At 45.1% G+C, this 19,674-nt stretch carries 13 protein-coding genes; 8 read left to right on the top strand and 5 right to left on the bottom strand.

All coding sequences use genetic code 11. The features are described 5' to 3' along the window. Positions 1-390 precede the first annotated feature (390 nt). Positions 391-3,045, top strand: a complete 2,655-nt coding sequence (locus JM642_RS07745; protein ID WP_047537372.1) for a TonB-dependent receptor — start codon at positions 391-393, stop codon at positions 3,043-3,045. A 154-nt stretch (positions 3,046-3,199) separates the two neighbouring features. Here JM642_RS07745 and yfcC read toward each other — a convergent pair whose 3' ends face one another. Both yfcC and focA read right to left on the bottom strand, forming a co-directional pair. Continuing rightward, entirely contained in the window at positions 3,200-4,768 is a 1,569-nt protein-coding gene (gene yfcC / locus JM642_RS07740) for a putative basic amino acid antiporter YfcC (RefSeq protein WP_203433365.1), read from the bottom strand. Between the two features lie 272 nt (positions 4,769-5,040). Then, positions 5,041-6,027 carry a formate transporter FocA gene (focA, locus tag JM642_RS07735; RefSeq protein WP_037426738.1) on the bottom strand — a complete coding sequence of 329 codons (987 nt, stop codon included), beginning with the start codon at positions 6,025-6,027 and terminating at the stop codon, positions 5,041-5,043. 1,028 nt (positions 6,028-7,055) lie between these two features. Between focA and pflB the strand changes: the two genes are divergently transcribed. Continuing rightward, positions 7,056-9,338 carry a formate C-acetyltransferase gene (gene pflB / locus JM642_RS07730; RefSeq protein WP_203433363.1) on the top strand — a complete coding sequence of 761 codons (2,283 nt, stop codon included), beginning with the start codon at positions 7,056-7,058 and terminating at the stop codon, positions 9,336-9,338. 63 nt (positions 9,339-9,401) lie between these two features. Then, on the top strand, positions 9,402-10,142 hold the full coding sequence (gene pflA, locus JM642_RS07725; RefSeq protein WP_203433362.1) for a pyruvate formate lyase 1-activating protein: 741 nt from the start codon (positions 9,402-9,404) through the stop codon (positions 10,140-10,142). A 14-nt stretch (positions 10,143-10,156) separates the two neighbouring features. On the opposite strand, the gene yfbV is transcribed toward pflA, so the two are convergent. Further along, positions 10,157-10,600: a terminus macrodomain insulation protein YfbV gene (gene yfbV, locus JM642_RS07720; RefSeq protein ID WP_086023991.1), complete on the bottom strand. Its 444-nt coding sequence runs from the start codon at positions 10,598-10,600 to the stop codon at positions 10,157-10,159. Positions 10,601-10,741: 141 nt separating this feature from the next. Between yfbV and ackA the strand changes: the two genes are divergently transcribed. The 3 genes from ackA (at position 10,742) to JM642_RS07705 (ending at position 15,109) form a co-directional block, all read left to right on the top strand. Next, positions 10,742-11,941 carry an acetate kinase gene (ackA, locus tag JM642_RS07715; RefSeq protein ID WP_203433360.1) on the top strand — a complete coding sequence of 400 codons (1,200 nt, stop codon included), beginning with the start codon at positions 10,742-10,744 and terminating at the stop codon, positions 11,939-11,941. A gap of 121 nt (positions 11,942-12,062) precedes the next feature. Beyond that, positions 12,063-14,216, top strand: coding sequence for a phosphate acetyltransferase (gene pta / locus JM642_RS07710; protein WP_037419786.1), 2,154 nt, complete (start codon positions 12,063-12,065; stop codon positions 14,214-14,216). Between the two features lie 458 nt (positions 14,217-14,674). After that, entirely contained in the window at positions 14,675-15,109 is a 435-nt protein-coding gene (locus JM642_RS07705; protein WP_203433358.1) for a hypothetical protein, read from the top strand. Between the two features lie 589 nt (positions 15,110-15,698). On the opposite strand, the gene JM642_RS07700 is transcribed toward JM642_RS07705, so the two are convergent. Both JM642_RS07700 and JM642_RS07695 read right to left on the bottom strand, forming a co-directional pair. Further along, positions 15,699-16,610, bottom strand: a complete 912-nt coding sequence (locus JM642_RS07700) for a class I SAM-dependent methyltransferase (protein ID WP_203433356.1) — start codon at positions 16,608-16,610, stop codon at positions 15,699-15,701. Between the two features lie 6 nt (positions 16,611-16,616). After that, a complete protein-coding gene (locus JM642_RS07695; RefSeq protein WP_203433354.1) occupies positions 16,617-17,723 on the bottom strand; it encodes an AI-2E family transporter in 1,107 nt (368 codons plus the stop codon). Between the two features lie 98 nt (positions 17,724-17,821). Here JM642_RS07695 and folX point away from each other — a divergent pair, with 98 nt between their 5' ends. Together folX and JM642_RS07685 are read left to right on the top strand one after the other, a co-directional pair. Further along, positions 17,822-18,190, top strand: a complete 369-nt coding sequence (folX, locus tag JM642_RS07690) for a dihydroneopterin triphosphate 2'-epimerase (RefSeq protein ID WP_037419769.1) — start codon at positions 17,822-17,824, stop codon at positions 18,188-18,190. 82 nt (positions 18,191-18,272) lie between these two features. Continuing rightward, a complete protein-coding gene (locus JM642_RS07685) occupies positions 18,273-19,163 on the top strand; it encodes a TIGR01777 family oxidoreductase (protein ID WP_047537029.1) in 891 nt (296 codons plus the stop codon). Positions 19,164-19,674: the final 511 nt, after the last annotated feature.

Below are 19,674 nucleotides of genomic sequence, written 5' to 3'. Positions count from 1 at the left end.
CCGCATAAAAATCTGTATATTTAATATTGCTTAAATTTAAATCTACACATACTGAAAAAGTATGATTATTTTTTTATTACAAATGCTTTCAATTTTTACAAATAAAAAACAAATTAACAAACAAAAATAAACAAAAGCCATGTTTTCATTAGCAAAAAAGATTAAACGCACCCTAAGCCAGTAATAAACTAATAAAAAACAACTTAAGACAAACATTTTTGCAACAAAACACCTTTACACATCGTAACCAACATCAATATCAACTGTTGCACTTGTTATTTTCTTGTGGTTATATCTGGAGCCTAATTAAATAGGCACTTATTTCCTATAACGTTCCGTATTTAATTAAAATAACAACTAAACAAATAACAAGTGTTAAGGGAGAATGATATGCGCGCTAATTCAACATTGGCCAAAGCGGTTCGCTTTGCGTTAATTGGTGGTGCTACAACAGCTGCTTTATCTAGTATGGCTGTTTACGCTGAAGAAGGAGATAACGCTAAGGTAGAACGCATTGAAGTAACAGGTTCACGTATCCAAAGAACGGATATGGAATCAGCGTTACCAGTAACAGTTTTATCTGCTGAAGATATTGCAAAAACAGGTTTAAGCGATGTTTCTGCTGTTTTAGCACAAATGCCATTTAACACTGCCGGTAGCTTCATTAGCGATGCAGGTAGTTCTGCAAGTAACCATGCTAGCTCAGGTATGCGTGGTTTAGGCTCAAACCGTACGCTAACCTTGATCAACGGTCGCCGTATTGCGCCATCTGCTACATTTGGTGGTGATGCCACTAACCTCAATTTAATTCCAATGGATGCAATTGAACGTATTGAAATTTTACGTGACGGTGCATCAGCAATTTATGGTTCAGATGCTATCGGTGGTGTAATCAACATCATCCTTAAGAAGACTTTCGACGGTTTAGCATTTGATGCAAAATTTGGTAGCCCAACTCAAGGCGGAAGAGATGAAAAGTCGGCTTCTATCACTTTTGGTAATACCAGTGATAAAAGCAGCAGCTTAGTAATCATCGAACACAAGCAATTTGATCCACTGCAAGGTGGCCAACGTCCTCACTTAACCGCTAACTGGGATAAGAAATACGGCCGTAGCGGCTTGTATGCGCCAGAAGGCACATATCGTCCAGTTGAATCTCGTCCAGTGAAAGGCGCAGATGGCACATTCGGCACACCTGTCTATACCGGCTTACAGGTTCCAGGTAAAGATTGTCCAGCCGATCGCATTGTAACCACCAAAGACGGTTCAGCTTGTGGTTTTAACCAGTTTGACGGTACTGACTATCTCCCAGATCAAACAAAAGACTCTGTATTCTCTAATATGACTTACCGTATTACTGATGAATTAGAGTGGTTTGGTCAAGCTATCGTAATGCGTGATAAATCCATCACATCTTCTACTGCGCTGTGGACTCCTAACCTATACATAGCAGCCGATAACCCATTAAACCCAACGTTCGGCACAGCTAATGCGTCAGAAGTTCAAGCTTATCATCGCTTGAAAGGCGTAGCAGACCGTTCAACGGAATTCGACTCAAATGTAGTTGACATAGTAACAGGTTTAAACCTTGAGTTAGATGCAGGCTCTCTGAGCTGGTACGTTCAATACTCAGATCAAATTGTAAACATTGAAACTGACTCTTATGTCTTCGAAGATAAGCTGCAAGAAGCGGTTGATAAAGGTTTGTATAACCCATTCGTTGAAGGTGGCAACGCAACTCAAGCCACTTTAGATACTTTCTTACACACAGCTACTCGTAAAGCAACCTCAAATACAACCGGCACCGGATTGTCATGGGCGGCACTTGCTCCAATTTCCTTACCTGGCGGTGACTTAGGTTATGCTGTTGGTATGGAATACCAAAAAATTGAATACAAAGATTCCCGTGACGCTCAACAAGCAGCTGGTAACGTATTAGGGACTTATGGTGGTGATTCTGCTGGCGATAGAAGCTACAAAGCGGCATTCGTTGAGTTAGAGTTACCAGTTTTAGATCACTTGAACGTGAAGCTCGCAAGCCGTTACGACCAATATAGCTTACCAGATGTTGGTCAGCTTTCTAGCTCTGTAAACGTACGTTACGAAGCCTTAGATAACTTAGTGCTACGTGCATCTTATGGCCAAGGCTTTAGAGCACCATCACTAGATGACCTGTTAGGCAAACCAGCAACTAGTTACGATAGAGTCACAGATACTACTCTGTGCCAAAGTCTACCACCTGATCAACAAAACGGTAATCCTGCTTGTGAAGATAACCAATATCTGCGTAAGAGTTCAGGTAATAAAGACCTAGATCCAGAGAAATCTGCTCAATACGCTTTCGGCGCAGTGTGGAATATTACTGAGAATATCGATTTTGTTGTTGATTACTACAACATTGAAATCACTGATCAAGTAAGCTACATCGGTGCACAAACTATCGTTGACTTAGAAGCAATTGGTGGCTTAGGTGCCTATGACCCTAAATACATCTATGTTAAACGTAAAGCTGATGGCACTATCGATGAGATTGGTGCAGGCAACATCAACATGGACGGCGTACAAACTTCGGGTCTTGACGTATCTTTCACGTCAAACTTCGATTTAGGGGAAATTGGTACATTTAAGTTTGCAGTTGAAGGTACTTATGCCCTGGAATACACCGAACAAGCAAGCCCAATTGCTAAACGTTATGATGTGTTAGGTACTAAAGGTTATCCGCCACTACGCTTCAACACGACATTTAGCTATGCAATTGATGACTTCTCTGCATCTTTGATTGCTAAGTACATTGATTCTTACGATGGTGAAACGCCACAACAACAAGAAGTTGGCACGAATAAACAAGACTTCTCATCTTTCACCACGTGGGATCTGACACTGAACTACGACTTCGACAGCTACGGTAAAGTCACTGTAGGTGCTCGTAACCTGTTTGATGCAATGCCAACTGTTAACTACAGCTTAGGCTATCCAGGATACGATACAGATACTCATAACATCTTAGGTCGTGTCGTATTTGCAGGATACAAAGTGAAATTCTAATTTCCCTTTAGGAAGATAGAAAACCACAACAAAAACGGCATCCTCGGATGCCGTTTTTTTATATACTTTTGAACCAATATGACTAAGTCAAACCTTAGCTCCTATTTACCCCGCTGCTTCAGGTTACCCCTAGCGCCTAGCTAAATTCTCGCACCTAGTTAAATCCAAGATAATGCGCGCCAATCACCAGTACGCTTGAGACCAGCATCAGCAGCAACATAAAGCGCCATACAAATTTCAGCCAGTTACCCCAATCGACGCGGCATACGCCAAGAGTGGCCATCAAAGACGCTGAAGTGGGCACTATGATATTGGTGAGGCCATCGCCTAATTGAAAGGCCAATACCGCCACTTGGCGCGTCACACCAACGATGTCAGAAAGAGGTGCCATCAGTGGCATAGTCAAGGCAGCCTGCCCTGACCCTGAAGTCACAAAAAAGTTGAATACGGATTGAAACAGCAACATAAACCACGCCGAGAGCGCATCCGGCAGATGGCCAATCACCCCGCCAGCACTGTTAAGTACCGTATTTAACACGCTCGGTTCAGTCGGTGCACCGCCGCCAAGGAGCAGTAAAATCCCCGAGGCACATCCCACTAAAAGAGCAGGCTCTAACATGGTTTTAGCGCCGTCCTTAAAACTCTGCGCCACCTTGTTAAGCGTCAATCCATTAAGTTTAAACACGCAGCCAATGACGCCAGCTACCATACCCATGGTAAAAAACTGACTGGCAATCTCAGGGATAAACCAAGCTTTTACCACTACGCCCCAAATCACCCATCCCATAGTGAGCACTAACAATGCTAAAACCAGTATATCGCCAAGATTAAAGCGACTCTCTAATGTCGTATTGGCATGATGCTCTCGAAAATAAGCATCGGACTGAAAACTATGGGATAAACTGGGTTGCTGCTGAATGCGATGGGCGTAACGCATGGTAAAAACAATCCCGAGCAAGGTGAATCCAAGCCACATAGGAAAGCGAAACTCACTGCCTGAAAGAACCGGTATTCCCGCAATACCCTGGGCAATCGCCACACTGAAGGGATTCATCCAAGAACTGGCAAAACCAATTTGAGTCGCCACATAGGTCACCATCACAGTGGTGATGCCGTCATAGCCCAAACGGATCATTAATGGGCAGATGATAATGGCAAAAGCTATGGCCTCTTCTCCCATGCCAAACACGGCGCCACCAAGGGAAAACAGCGTAAATATCACCGGAATGAACAACTTTTCATTGCCACGGGTTTTATCGATTAACTTTAAGATGCCGTTATCTATGGTGCCTGTGGCCATCACCACTCCAAAGGAGCCGCCAATCACCAGCATAAACATGATCACGCCAATCGCACTGCCCCATTTAGATCCTGAAGTTAGGCCCTCAAAGGCGAAGTTAAAAAAGCCAACCCCGCCCTCGCCTTTAAACAATGCCACGGGTTGTAACCTAGGCTCGCCCGCAGCATCCAATTGATAAGCAAAAGAAGTAGGGTCGACCACCGTCCGCGCTTTATCGACACCATCAGCCAGATAATGCACCTCTTGGGTTTGAAACGACCCGATTGGGATAAAGTAAGTCATTAATCCCGCAAGCAATGCCACAAAAAAGATGATCACTAAGGTATCGGGCATTTGAAATGGTGAGGGAGTGTGTGAAGCGGATGATGCCGGAGCAGTCTGAGCTGCTTCTGTTGGCTGATTCGTCGAAGGTGGAGTCGTCATAGATGCGCCATTTTATGTCAAACGGAAAAGGCCGCACTATAAACTAAAGCGCCGTAAATCAGTATATAAAATCTTCATTCACTTGCATGAATATGCAAAATGGTCACATCTATCACAAACAAGTAATCTGCATAAAAAAGCCTTTGCGGTGAAAAAACAAAAAAATGCCCAGTAAAACTGGGCATTTTTTTATGAGCCTAAGGCAAATATCACTCACAGAGAGACTCACAAACCTAAGTGCCTTACTCTCTTGATTACTTTCTCTTAATTACTTAGTCCCTTAATGACTTAGTCTCTTGGCTATTTTTCGCCTTTTCAGTATGCAATGGTGACGCGAAAAAATGGGCCTGATGGGATTTTTGTGGATCGGGTAAGGCAAGTTGTCCTTGCTCAATCCACCAATAGCCGAGGCCAACAATCACGCCGCCGCCGACGATGTTGCCTAAGGTCACAGGAATTAAGTTATTGAATACAAAATTTGTTACGGTTAAATCGGCAAATTGTTCTTGGGTAATACCTAAGGAAGCAAAAAATTCCGGACTTGCCACAGCTTGAATTGTTATCCCAAACGGCACCATAAACAGGTTTGCAATGCTGTGCTCAAAACCGCTACTAACAAACATGGCTACAGGTAGGATCAATAAAATGGCTTTGGTTAGTGATTCGCGACTGGCGAAGGTCATCCAAATACCAAGACATACCAGCATATTACATAAAATACCTAAGCTAAATGCTTGAATCCATGTATGGTGCAGCTTGTGTTGTGAGACCTTTAAAGCATTTAGTCCCCAATTTCCGCCATCAAGCTCATATAAGCCCGCCGCCATAATCAAGCCGACCATCAACATGGCGCCGACAAAGTTGCCTAGGTAAACTCGCGTCCAACATTTGAGTAACTCACTGGTAGTCACTTGTTTTTGCGCCCAAGCCACGCTGCTTAAGACTGAACTAGTGAACAGCTCGCCGCCGCAAATCACGACCAAAATTAACCCTAAGCTAAAGGCGATACCGCCCACAAGACGTACTAAGCCCCATGCACTATCGCCCGCGCCCGTGGTGACTGTCAGGTAAAACACAAAGGCTAAAGCAATAAAGGCTCCCGCAAACACCGCTAAACCAAAGGATTGCCAAGGCGCCTTAACCACTTTACTTTTGCCATAGATTTCGGCTTGGTGATAACAACTAAAATGCGAAGAAACCTGCACAGGCTCATAGCCATTTGATGATGTCTGTGGAGCGTTAGCATGTGAGTCTTTCATAACCGTACTCCCAAACCCGATAAACAAACGCGAACTTGCAACATAGGTCTCTCCTACAGCGCCGAGGCGCAGATCAAACCAATCAAAATTTACATTAAGACTTGCTTAAATGATGACTCACTAAAGTCACGCTTTGTAACATACAAATCGTGTTCGCCGTGAAGCAGAGTTTGCCAAAGCGTGATGTTATTCACAGGTAAAATGTAAAATTTTTGAAGAGGTAAACACAATAGGTTAATTGGTCATACCAATTTTGTTTGCATTTTACCAATTTATCACCGCCCATCTAAGCATTATTCACTGACTAGATTAAGCAGATTTAACCTTATACAGAGTGAGTGAAGCATAAGTATCCTTCACTGAGATGGCAGCTTGTTGACTAAGTGCTGCAATCTTTTAAATAGCAGCTCAACAAGAAATCACAGTATTCGAAGCCCAACACAACAATATTCCGCATCAACCTCCATAACTTTAAATGCTTTAGCACCGCCAAGCATTCCGTATAATCAGGCCTTTTTCATCGCAGCTTTACCTGCCAATTGGAGATTAAATCGTAACCATTAAAAATCAATCGATACGGTGATAGCTTTCGCCGGTTAAAAGCGCGACAGTCTGTTAAATAAGCGATAGCTTCAGCCCGCAATGGGCCAACAAAAGCGTGCTTTAATCCTTATTGTGCTAAAAAAATGCTACCTCGCTAGCAAATTTAAGATTAACAGAGGACAAACTCGCCCGTTTAAGATGCGAGACAGTAAGAGCTATGTTAATATGCTTATGGATAATTGGTCTTACCAATTTATAAAAAGAGTTATCGATAGCCGATAATCCACGTTAAACGTATATTTGTCATCTTATCGGGTATCAATAGACAGACACTTGGCGCGATAAACATCCCCAAGTTCCAGTTCCCATCATAGGGCGTCATCTTGAAGGGAGCTTTAATCAGGAAATAGCAATTGGCCTATACTCAACATGGCTTACCCCATGAGCGCCAATGACCTTTATCTCAACCAAAAGGTATTAGTACGATGACCGACAAAACTGAACTGTTTGCCAACGCATGGGAAGGTTTTACCCCTGGCGATTGGAAATCTGAAGTCAATGTACGTGACTTTATTCAACAAAACTATGCTCCCTATGAAGGTGACGAGTCATTCCTAGCCGGTGCCACCGAAGCCACAACCAAGTTGTGGGACAAAGTGATGGAAGGCATCAAGCAAGAAAACCGTACCCATGCGCCAGTTGATTTCGACACTAAGATGGTTTCAACCATCACTTCCCACGACGCGGGTTATATCAATAAAGATTTAGAAACTATCGTTGGTTTACAAACTGATGCGCCGCTCAAACGCGCTATGTTGCCTAACGGTGGTATTCGTATGGTGGAAAGCTCATGCGCCGCCTACGATCGCGTACTAGATGAAGATGTTAAATACATTTATTCAGAACTGCGTAAAACCCACAACCAAGGCGTATTCGACGTCTATACCCCAGAAATCATGGCGTGCCGTAAATCTGGCGTATTAACCGGTTTACCCGACGCCTATGGCCGTGGCCGTATCATCGGTGACTATCGCCGTGTTGCACTTTACGGTATCGACTTCTTAATGAAGGATAAATTTGCCCAGTTCAGCTCACTGCAAGCCCAGTTTGAAGCCGGCGAAGATTTATCTAACGTTATCCAACTGCGTGAAGAAATTGCCGAGCAGCACCGCGCACTGGGCCAAATGAAGAAAATGGCCGCAAAATACGGTTTCGATATTTCTCGCCCAGCCGCAAACGCCAAAGAAGCGATCCAATGGACATATTTTGGCTACTTAGCTGCGGTTAAGAGCCAAAACGGCGCGGCCATGTCTTTAGGCCGTACTTCAACGTTCCTGGATATCTACATTGAACGCGATCTGAAAAACGGCGTGATCACTGAGCAACAAGCTCAAGAAATGATTGACCATTTCGTGATGAAACTGCGTATGGTGCGCTTCCTACGTACTCCAGAATACGATGAGTTATTCTCAGGCGATCCAATTTGGGCAACCGAATCTATCGGCGGTATGGGCTTAGATGGCCGTACACTGGTGACCAAATCAAGCTTCCGCTTCTTGAACACGCTATACACCATGGGCCCAAGCCCTGAGCCAAATATCACTGTGCTCTGGTCTGAAAAACTGCCTGTTGGCTTTAAAAAGTACTGCGCAAAAGTGTCTATCGACACCAGCTCAATCCAGTACGAAAACGATGACTTAATGCGTCCAGATTTCCAATCTGACGATTATGCGATCGCTTGCTGCGTGAGCCCAATGGTTGTGGGTAAACACATGCAGTTCTTCGGTGCTCGCGCTAACTTAGCGAAAACCATGCTATATGCGATTAACGGCGGCGTTGACGAAAAACTGAAAATCCAAATCGCGCCAAAAGCCGACCCAATCACTGACGAAGTGCTGAACTTTGATGATGTGATGAATCGCTTAGACGGTTTAATGGATTGGTTAGCAACGCAATATGTCACAGCACTGAACGCCATTCACTACATGCACGACAAGTACTCCTACGAAGCTGCGCTAATGGCGCTGCACGACAGAGATGTACGTCGCACTATGGCCTGTGGTATCGCAGGGCTTTCAATCGCAGCCGACTCACTATCAGCCATCAAGTACGCTCAAGTTAAACCTGTACGTGATGAAAATGGCATTGCCGTTGACTTTGAGATCAGTGGTGACTATCCAAAATTTGGTAACAACGACCCACGTGTTGACGATATCGCCTGTGACTTAGTTGAACGTTTTATGGCGAAAATTCGCGACCGTAAAATGTACCGCAACGCGATCCCAACTCAGTCAATTCTGACCATCACCTCGAACGTGGTTTATGGTAAGAAAACCGGTAACACACCAGACGGTCGTCGTTCAGGTGCGCCATTTGCACCGGGTGCAAACCCAATGCATGGCCGTGATGAAAAAGGCGCAATCGCCTCGTTAACCTCAGTGGCTAAACTGCCTTTCGCCCACGCTCAGGACGGTATCTCTTACACCTTCTCTATCGTACCTAATGCTCTAGGTAAAGATGAAGATGGTCGTCGTACCAACTTAGCAGCGTTGATGGACGGATATTTTGCCCACAACGAAGGACACGAAGGCGGTCAACACTTGAACGTGAACGTGATGAACCGTGAAATGCTCGAGGATGCGGTTGTCAACCCAGACAAGTATCCACAACTGACCATTCGTGTTTCTGGTTATGCAGTTCGCTTCAACTCACTGACTCCAGAACAGCAACAAGATGTGATCACGCGTACGTTCACAAAAGGTCTGTAAGCTAAATTAGGTAAGGCTGTAGTACAATGTGCTACAGCCTCACTTATTTCAACAGGAGTCACAATGGCAGTTACCGGTCGGATCCACTCAGTGGAATCCTTTGGCACAGTGGATGGTCCAGGCATACGGTTTATCACCTTTATGCAGGGCTGTTTAATGCGCTGCCAATATTGCCACAACCGTGATACTTGGGATCTTGATGGCGGTAAGGAAGTACAAGTCGACGAGTTAATGAGCCAAATCATTAGCTACCGCCCCTTCCTCGATGCCAGCAACGGCGGCGTCACCGCTAGCGGCGGCGAAGCCATATTACAAGCGGAGTTTGTCGCCGAACTCTTTAAAGCCTGTAAAAAAGAAGGCATTCATACCTGTTTAGATACCAATGGCTTTGTGCGTAAGTACACGCCAGTGATTGATGAGCTACTCGATAATACCGATCTGGTGTTGCTCGATATCAAACAGATGAATGACGATAAACACATTGAACTGACCAAGGTTAGCAACCACAGAACGCTGCAATTTGCCGAGTACCTCACCAAACGCAATCAGCCAACTTGGATACGTTATGTGGTTGTGGGTGGATTTACTGATGATGAAGCCTCGGCATTACAACTGGCCGAATTTATCAAACCCATGAAGAATATTGAAAAAGTAGAACTCCTGCCCTACCACGAGCTGGGTAAACACAAGTGGGAAGCGATGGGAGAAAGCTATCAACTCGATGGTGTCGCACCACCTAGTCGCGAAACCATGGAAAAAATTAAAGCCGTGTTTAGCTCACAGGGGATTAACGCGGCATATTAAGCGCCAAGGGAGGCTTAAAGCTCCTCCCAATAACTGGCATCTAAGCGCTCAAAGGCTATTTTTAAGATGAGCGCCATATCAAGGTAACACGCCTTAGCGCCCAAGGATTGGCAATGAATGCCCATGGCAGACAATTTCGCACTCAACTGATTACTCCAGTCGAACAGCGATAACGGTAATGGATGGCGCGCACGCCAGCCTAGCCATAACAAGCCCTGCAATGGCAGGCTGATAAAAAACAACGCGATAGTGAGTGCTTGGGGTAAAAATCCCCAACCATAGGTATAGAGCTGACTCACACTCGCTAAAATTGCCAATACTGGCATCACCAGAATGGCAAGCTGAGTGGCGCGTACCACCCGATACTCAGGAAAATACAAACCCAGTTGTCTAACCATAGGCCACGTCTTCATATAACGACGACCGTCACCTAAGGTTTTGAGAATATTGAGACTCAATTTTAGACACCTACTACAGAGGAATACTGCTTTTACCATAGCACAATCTGGCACTTCGCCCCAAGACTGTGATGGCAAATTACTCGCGTGTTCCCAAGATTTTGAATCGTTAACTTAAACACAATGGCAAAAGGTTTACACATGTCTAATAAACTGGTTTTAGTACTCAATTGCGGTAGCTCCTCACTCAAATTTGCCGTCATTGACGCGCAAACAGGTGACGATCAGATCTCTGGCCTCGCCGAGTGTTTTGGCTTAGAAGACTCGCGCATTAAATGGAAAATCAACGGTGAAAAACATGAGTCCTCTTTAGGTGCATTCACCGCTCACCGTGAAGCCGTTGAATTTATCGTCAATAAAATCCTTGCCGGTCAACCTGAATTAGCCGCACAAATTCAAGCCGTTGGTCACCGTATCGTACACGGTGGAGAAAAGTTCACCCGCTCTGTGATCATCGACGAGCATGTGATCAAAGGTATTGAAGAGTGTTCATCTCTAGCACCGCTGCATAACCCTGCGCACCTTATCGGCATTCGCGCCGCCATTGCATCTTTCCCTAAACTGCCACAAGTGGCGGTGTTCGATACTGCGTTCCACCAAAGTATGCCAGAGCGCGCTTTCATCTACGCCCTGCCATACAAATTGTACCGTGAGCACGGTATCCGTCGTTATGGCATGCACGGCACTAGCCACCTGTTTGTCAGCCGTGAAGCCGCTAAAGTGTTGAACAAGCCTTTAGAAGAAACCAATGTGATCTGCGCGCACTTAGGTAACGGTGCCTCTGTGACGGCGGTTAAAGGCGGCAAGAGCGTTGATACCTCAATGGGACTGACGCCGCTTGAAGGCTTAGTCATGGGCACACGCTGTGGCGATCTCGACCCATCGATCATCTACCACTTAGTACACCAACTCGGTTACACGCTGGAAGAAGTCAACAACCTGATGAACAAGCAAAGTGGTCTGCTGGGGATTTCTGAACTGACTAACGACTGCCGTGGCATCGAAGAAGGTTATGCCGATGGCCATAAAGGTGCAACCTTAGCACTGGAGATTTTCTGCTACCGTCTAGCGAAATACATTGCTTCTTATACTGTTCCACTTGGTCGTTTAGATGCCGTAGTCTTTACTGGCGGTATCGGCGAAAACTCCGATATTATCCGCGAAAAAGTACTCAACATGCTGCAAATCTTTAATTTCCATGTTGATAGCGAGCGCAACAAAGCGGCACGCTTCGGTAAGAAAGGCATTATCACCGCCGGCAACAGTACTGTCGCTATGGTCATCCCAACCAACGAAGAGTGGGTTATCGCCGAAGATTCAATTAAACTCATTAGTAAATAATAAGACTCATTAAGCCGTTTGCGTCGTCAAACGGCTTTATTATTAGTGACCTACAACTAAACAAACACAAGCAAATCCGCAGAGACTACTCTGCCAAAAACCATCGAACTTAGAGGTTTTTATGTCTCGAAATATTATGTTAATCCCCATAGGTACAGGAGTCGGCCTGACCTCCTTAAGCCTTGGTATGGTGCGCGCATTAGAGCGCCACGGGGTAAAAGTCCAATTCTTTAAGCCTATTTCACAGCTTCGTCCGAATGACAACGGTCCAGAACGCTCAACCACGATTTTAAGCAAATCGCCAACGGTTAATCCGTTAGAGCCCTTCGATATGGCCCATGCTGAAGCGTTGATCCGCGCCGATCAAACCGATGTGCTGATGGAGCAAATCATTGCCCGCGCCGCAGAATGCGCCAGCAACACCGAAACCCTGATTGTTGAAGGTCTGGTACCTACCCGCAACCATCCCTTTGCCGATGACGTTAACTACGCTATCGCTAAAGCCATGGATGCGGACGTGATTTTCATTGCCACTCCTGGCAGTGATACTCCAACAGGGTTAATGAATCGCCTCGAAATTGCCTACAACTCTTGGGGTGGCAAAAACAACAAACGTCTGATTGGTGCCGTGATCAATAAGATTGGTGCACCGGTGGACGATGAAGGTCGTGCACGCCCTGACTTATCAGAAGTGTTTGATCATCAAGGTGTACAACGCTCTGATGCCTCTATCATGTTCCAACTGCCGGGTAAAAGCCCACTGCGCATTTTAGGTAGCGTGCCTTACAACCTAGACTTAGTCGCACCACGCGCCTCTGATTTAGCTAAACATTTACGCGCACGGATTCTTAATGCCGGTGAGATGAATATTCGCCGTCTACGTAAAGTCACCTTCTGTGCTCGCAGCTTGCCTAATATGGTCAACCATATTAAGACAGACTCCTTACTGGTGACTTCTGGCGATCGCTCCGATGTGATTGTATCTGCGTGTCTTGCCGCCATGAACGGCGTGAAGATTGGTGCCCTGCTGCTGACAGGTAGCTACGAGCCTGAGCCAGAGATCCTTAAACTCTGTGAACAAGCTTTTGAGACAGGTTTACCGGTTTTCCTGATTGATACCAATACTTGGCAAACCTCATTAAATATCCAACGCTTCGACCATGAAGTGCCTGTCGATGATGCCGTTCGTATCGACTTAGTGCAGGAATATGTCGCTAGCCATATCGACCAAACGTGGATTGAGAGTGTCACGAAAAACTCTCCGCGGGAACATCGCTTGTCACCACCAGCGTTCCGTTACAAGCTAACCGAGCTTGCCCGTGCCGCCCACAAAACCGTGGTGCTGCCTGAAGGTGATGAACCTCGTACGATCAAAGCCGCGGCCATTTGTGCTGAACGTGGTATCGCGCGTTGCGTGCTATTAGGTAAAAAAGATGAAATTCTGCGTATAGCGGCTCAGCAAGATGTCGTTCTGGGTGAAGGCGTTGTTATTGTCGACCCCGATGAAGTACGTGATCGCTATGTAGAGCCAATGTTGGATCTACGCCGTAGTAAAGGCTTAACCGAAGTCGTTGCCAAAGAGCAGTTAGAAGACAACATGGTGCTCGGCACTATGATGCTGGCACAAGACGAAGTCGATGGCATTGTCTCTGGCGCGGTTAACACCACCGCCAACACCATTCGTCCACCGCTGCAATTGATCAAAACAGCCCCAGGCTCGAGCCTTGTTTCTTCCATCTTCTTTATGTTGATGCCGGATCAAGTGCTGGTTTACGGTGACTGCGCGATTAACCCCGATCCTAATGCCGAACAACTGGCCGATATCGCGATTCAATCGGCAGAATCTGCTAAGGCCTTTGGTATCGAGCCAAGAGTGGCGATGATCAGCTACTCAACGGGTAACTCAGGTACTGGTTCAGATGTGGATAAAGTACGTGAAGCCACTCGTATCGCCAAAGAAAAACGTCCTGATCTGGTTATTGACGGTCCACTGCAATATGACGCGGCCGTTATGCCAAACGTGGCTCGCTCTAAGGCACCTAACAGCCCTGTAGCAGGTCAAGCCACTGTGTTTGTGTTCCCCGATCTCAACACGGGTAACACTACCTACAAGGCTGTACAACGTAGTGCTGACCTGATCAGTATTGGCCCAATGCTACAAGGCATGCGTAAACCTGTGAACGACTTATCCCGTGGCGCGTTAGTGGATGACATTGTCTACACTATCGCCCTCACGGCAATTCAAGCGTCACAAAACGATGCTAAAAAATCGTAAATTGAGCTAACAACACGCTCAACCTAAAAGCACTGACTTGTTCAGTGCTTTTTTATTTCCAGAGGCAAATGGTCGCAAAACAGACAGCATTAAACGCTTAAATTAAAGCCAAAATACGGTGAAAATGTTGCTGATGAAAAACAAACGCTGTGAATAGACTGGAAAGTTTTATAAAAATATCCACAAGGAAAGGCCAGAAATAAGGCTTAACAGAAAGGCGTCACTTTTTAACCAGCCAATAAAGCGCTAGAGTATCAGACACTTATAAAGTATCCATCTAGTCTTCAACATACTTTTCCACAGATTCTGTGGATAACCTAAAAAGCGAATCCTTTAAGGTATGCCACAACCATTAGACAGGAGTCAAGACATTCTCGCCAAAGATGCCCATTATTACAAAACTTGAACATAGCAGCTAAAATCGCGATACTCGTGACAAATTCCTATAACTAAAAGCCATGAGAACCTTATTTTTCCTTTCATTACTGTTTTTGTTTGGCTGTGGCGAACCCACAGACAAAGAACAACACGTGCTCACGCCCGAAGAAGTCAGCCTAGGCTTTTTTAGCGCCATTTATGTTGACCGAGATGTAGAGAAAGCAAAGTTATACGTTGATGCTCCGCTCAAAGAAGTCCTAACCCACTACTACATTGCAGCCGCAGTACAACGTAATGTGCTTAGCCTGTCTATGACTAATGTCGAAATGGAAATTGATGATATTGATATCGACTTTTTCCGTAAGTTCACCAAAGACGTTATGGTGGTCGTCAAGATGAAGGGCTTAAAGGGAGGGCAACCTTGGATTGATGACAGAACCATTCGCCTACATAAAATTAATGGTAAATGGATTATCGTTGAGATTATGCCTGAAAAACGTAAGGTCAATGGCTAATATCTTGATAACGCATCAATCTAGTATCCAAACTCAGATAAAAAAATAGCAACCTTAAGGTTGCTATTTTCATGTGCTTGTATTTGTTACTTCAGACTCAGAATTGTACTGTAAGCGAATGGCTTACAGAACTTAGACCGCTTCTTCTTCGTTCTGCGCAGGTAAAGACGTCATCACATCGTCTTTAACTTGGTAGTAAGCGTTTTCGTATTCATGAACTTCCATAACAACTCCTGCTCGATTTTGTAAGGTCGCAAAGGCATGTCGTTCTATGCAGACATTTTGCCCATGAGGAAAGGGAATTTCCGTGGCGCTGAGTATACCAAAGCAAAATCAACAATTACAGAAAACTTTCAGTTTTGTTTCCAACTTAAAGATGAAATCGGTGCTTTATCATCTAAAATGCCAAAAAGCAGTATTAAACCATGAAAGACTTTCAGCCGGTGTAGGATGATGTGCTAAAGAATTGTGGTTGATAAATAAAGCATATAAGAAGATGAGTGCAAACTGGGAGCAATTGCGTAGAAAGATAATATCGATGCTATAAAAGTAGTCATCAAGGCCACTTAACCCTGATGACTACTGTAGTTTACGCTTTTAAACGATACCGCAGCACCTTTAATGATTTCTCCTCAGAGATGTCTGCAAAGGATGCAGGGTTAGGTAAACGTTCAAGGTATTCAAGCTCAGGAGCCGCCTCCGCAACCTGCTGACGCAAAAATTGAGTGTCAAGCTCTGGCGCATTTAAGCAAAGCAAGACTTCAGCATTATCGGCTAACAACTCGGGTAAATGCCTGAGCAAACGCACATAATCCTTAGTTGCTACAAAACTGCCCTTTTGATTACTCGGCGGATCAGCAACCACGATGTCATAGGGGCCTAACTTACGCAATTTACCCCACGATTTAAAAATATCGTGCCCTAAAAAACGCGCGCCAGCGGTAAAGCCATTCAGCAGATGATTCTGCTTACCTATCGCAAGTGCCCCCTTACTCATGTCCATATTCACCACTTCATCGGCGCCGCCCTGCAGTGCTGCCACCGAGAATCCACAGGTGTAAGCAAACAAATTCAGCACTTTCTTGTGGCGTGCATTGGCTCTGACCCATTGACGGCCATTGGCCATGTCGAGGAACAAACCGTGGTTTTGACCACGTAGTAAATGTACCTGAAACCTCGCACCATTTTCAGTCACGATATGAGGCTCTGGCACCTCACCCGCCAGTAATTGACTAAAGGTTTCGCCACCACTGCGGTATTGATACACCAAATTTAATGGCTGATTGGGTTGTATCACTTGCCAACGTGCCGTAATGGCCTGTTGGCAAAGGGCGAGCTCAGCTGCCTCAAGGGCCGAAAAACTGGTCAATAACAATACGGGCGCGAACCAGTCTAAGCAAAGATGCTCGCAACCTGGATAATGTCCACCGCGGCCGTGGAATAAGCGCGTGGCATCTTCACTGACTTTTATTGTCGCCAGTGCATCTATAAAACCTTGCATTATCTACTACTTCTTATCAGTTGAATGAGTATCGACAGGTTCAGAAACCGGAGTAGTGCTTGTCGATTGGCTCACCAGTTTATCATCCACATCATCGGACAATAAAATGGCTAACCAGCTACCACTCTTACTGGATTCAAGGGCAATTTTAACCACCATGGTTAAGGGAACCGACAACAACATGCCAACAGAACCCAACAACCAGCCCCAAAAAATTAACGATAGAAATACCACTAAAGTGGAAAGCCCGAGACCGCGGCCCATAAATTTAGGCTCGACCACATTGCCCATCACCATATTCGTGCCGATGTAAAGCAGCGCGGTTCCGCCTGCTGCGGCAGGGCCTAATTGGATAAAGGCCAGCAATACAGCAGGAATAGCGGCAATAATTGAACCGATATTGGGAATATAGTTGAATAAAAAGGCGATAACCGCCCAAAGCAGCGCGTAATCCACACCGATAAAGGCCAGTCCAATACCGACTATCAAGCCCGTCGCTAAACTAACGAGGGTTTTAATCACCATATATTGATTTACCGATTGCAGAAAACGGTCAATCTGTTGCAAGCGCATATCCGGGTCATCCAAGGCCAAGTGCAGTTTTTTCGGTAAAGACTGCGCTTCAAATAGCATAAAGACGATGGTCAGGATGATAAGGAACAAATTCGCCATCACATTACCCACACCCGACAACATATTGGTGGTCATAGATAGCGCCATGCCAGGGTCAAAATAGGCTAACACTTGCTCCTTAGAGATTTGAATATTGAGTGCCTGTAACTTATGTAGCACCCAAGAAAACTGCTCCACCAGCTGATCGCGATATTGGGGCAACTGCTTAGAAAACTCATTGATTGAACTGCCCACTAAAGAGGCGAGCCATAAGCCCATCAACACGATAAACCCCATTAGCAGGATCACGGCAAGCCATTTAGGCAACCTATATTTAGTCATCAAGACAATCGCAGGATTACAAATCACCGCAATAAAACAGGATAAAACAAAGGGAACAACAATCGGGCTGGCGGCCTTTATCCCTGCCAAAATAATCACTACAAAAGCCATAACTGCAAAACCTTTATAGGCGGCAGTCGGCGAATTGGATCGTGTCATGGAGTAAAAATCCTTCTTGATCTTCGATAAAGTTGTTAGGCTAGCCTAAGAAATGTCTCAAACTCAATCACCTAAGCATTAGATACTAGATTGTTATTATGAAACCAGAAACCGCGATTATACGCATTAAAAACTTAAGACTGCGCACTTTTATCGGCATAAAAGAAGATGAAATCCAAAATAGGCAGGATGTAATCATTAATGTCGTTATCCATTACTGCGCCGCCAAAGCTCGCAACAGCGATAATGTCGATGATGCGCTTAATTATCGTACTATCACAAAAAAGATCATTGAGTTGATTGAAAACAATCGCTTCTCACTACTTGAAAACCTTACCAGCCAAACCTTAGCCATTGCCAGCGAGCATCCTTGGGTTGAATTTGCCAGTGTCGAAATCGATAAGCCCCATGCCTTGCGCTTTGCTGATTCGGTATCGATGGAACTGTGTTACCAAAAAAATCAATAAAGTGATCCCCACTTGTCCGTTGCCGTATATTGCTTATAAGGTTTGAAATAAAAGATAGCCACCCTCACCTAAGGATTTGACGATGAAGATTTTGATAACGGGAGCAAGTGGGTTTATTGGTCAGCAATTAGTGGCCCATTTAGCCAACCATCACCAACTGTTATTGCTGACTCGCCATCCTGCCAATAGTCGGCAATTATTAGGCCCTCAGCATCAATATCTTAGTTCACTAGACGAAATTGATGATTTAAATCATATCGATGCCGTTATAAATCTTGCTGGCGAACCGATAGTGGCGAAACGTTGGACTGCTCAGCAAAAACAGCGCATCTGCGATAGTCGCTGGAATATTACTGCAAGGCTTAGCCAACTGATTTTGCAAAGTAGCAATCCACCACAGGTAATGATAAGTGGCTCAGCCATTGGTTTTTACGGCCGCCAAGGCGCGGTTCCCCTTGATGAGCACGCAGTGCCCCACCCTGAATTTAGCCATGACATTTGTAAAGAATGGGAGCGATTGGCACTTAAAGCGACGAGCAAAACCCGCGTTTGTATCCTCCGTACGGGGATTGTGCTTGGGCATGGCGGTGCGCTGGCAAAAATGTTACCGCCCTTCAAACTCGGTCTTGGCGGGCCGATAGGTCATGGCCGTCAAGGGATGAGTTGGATACACATCCACGATATGGTGGCCCTGATCGACTTTCTACTTTGTAATGAAACTTGCCAAGGCATATTTAATGCCACAGCCCCCCATCCTGTCAGTAATGCTGAATTTTCTAAAACTCTTGGTAGAGTATTAAACCGTCCAGCCTTTATGACAGCACCGGCACCAGTTTTACGACTCGCAATGGGTGAAATGGCGGATCTGCTGATCGAAGGCCAATTTGTTCTCCCCAAACATGCGCTCGACGCAGGCTTTAGTTTCCGTTTTGCTCAACTTGAGCCAGCACTTAAAGACCTACTCACAAGTTAATCTGTTTTATGGCGTCATTCATACCCCGTAACTGGCTTGGTAATAAAATGTTATCAAGCCAATCGGCAAGCGTTAATATGATACTGAAGAATGACTTAGAAATCAGAGATAAAAAACCAAGTATAGAATTTGTTTATCAGCCTAGTGCAACAAGGCTGATTAGACCGATTTGGCAACAGCATCAAAACATAAATACAACACAATGATTCTAAAGACTATTTAGCGACATGAACCCATTTTTCTGTTACACTTTCGCCTCTTGCTTATCGATATTGTCGTGTTAGCACCCGCACTGAAGCACAGTTAACGCCCCAAGCAAGACCATTATCTTCAGTACTCGCCCACTCGGTGGCGATGCTGATCAACTATACCAATACGGTTCATATTCGCGCTTAATATTTCTTCTCCAACCTTGGGGATTGACAAGAATCGGTCCTTAGATCGCGCGTTTAACACTTAGCATTAGCGAGAGCTAAACAATGAGATGGGTCACCCTAACTCACCTTGAGTC

This window comes from Shewanella sp. LZH-2, from assembly GCF_016859145.1.
GTDB lineage: Bacteria > Pseudomonadota > Gammaproteobacteria > Enterobacterales > Shewanellaceae > Shewanella > Shewanella xiamenensis.
Note: the sequence above shows the minus strand (reverse complement) of the source record. Positions and strands in the feature narration are given on the sequence as shown.

What these genes read in the sequence shown, in the direction of transcription:
- JM642_RS07695 (WP_203433354.1), bottom strand. Translation starts at nt 17,723, where the DNA reads ATGACACGATCCAATTCGCCGACTGCCGCCTATAAAGGTTTTGCAGTT.
- focA (WP_037426738.1), bottom strand. Translation starts at nt 6,027, where the DNA reads ATGAAAGACTCACATGCTAACGCTCCACAGACATCATCAAATGGCTAT.
- JM642_RS07745 (WP_047537372.1), top strand. Translation starts at nt 391, where the DNA reads ATGCGCGCTAATTCAACATTGGCCAAAGCGGTTCGCTTTGCGTTAATT.
- JM642_RS07700 (WP_203433356.1), bottom strand. Translation starts at nt 16,610, where the DNA reads ATGCAAGGTTTTATAGATGCACTGGCGACAATAAAAGTCAGTGAAGAT.
- yfcC (WP_203433365.1), bottom strand. Translation starts at nt 4,768, where the DNA reads ATGACGACTCCACCTTCGACGAATCAGCCAACAGAAGCAGCTCAGACT.
- pta (WP_037419786.1), top strand. Translation starts at nt 12,063, where the DNA reads ATGTCTCGAAATATTATGTTAATCCCCATAGGTACAGGAGTCGGCCTG.
- JM642_RS07705 (WP_203433358.1), top strand. Translation starts at nt 14,675, where the DNA reads ATGAGAACCTTATTTTTCCTTTCATTACTGTTTTTGTTTGGCTGTGGC.
- pflB (WP_203433363.1), top strand. Translation starts at nt 7,056, where the DNA reads ATGACCGACAAAACTGAACTGTTTGCCAACGCATGGGAAGGTTTTACC.
- JM642_RS07685 (WP_047537029.1), top strand. Translation starts at nt 18,273, where the DNA reads ATGAAGATTTTGATAACGGGAGCAAGTGGGTTTATTGGTCAGCAATTA.
- folX (WP_037419769.1), top strand. Translation starts at nt 17,822, where the DNA reads ATGAAACCAGAAACCGCGATTATACGCATTAAAAACTTAAGACTGCGC.
- ackA (WP_203433360.1), top strand. Translation starts at nt 10,742, where the DNA reads ATGTCTAATAAACTGGTTTTAGTACTCAATTGCGGTAGCTCCTCACTC.
- pflA (WP_203433362.1), top strand. Translation starts at nt 9,402, where the DNA reads ATGGCAGTTACCGGTCGGATCCACTCAGTGGAATCCTTTGGCACAGTG.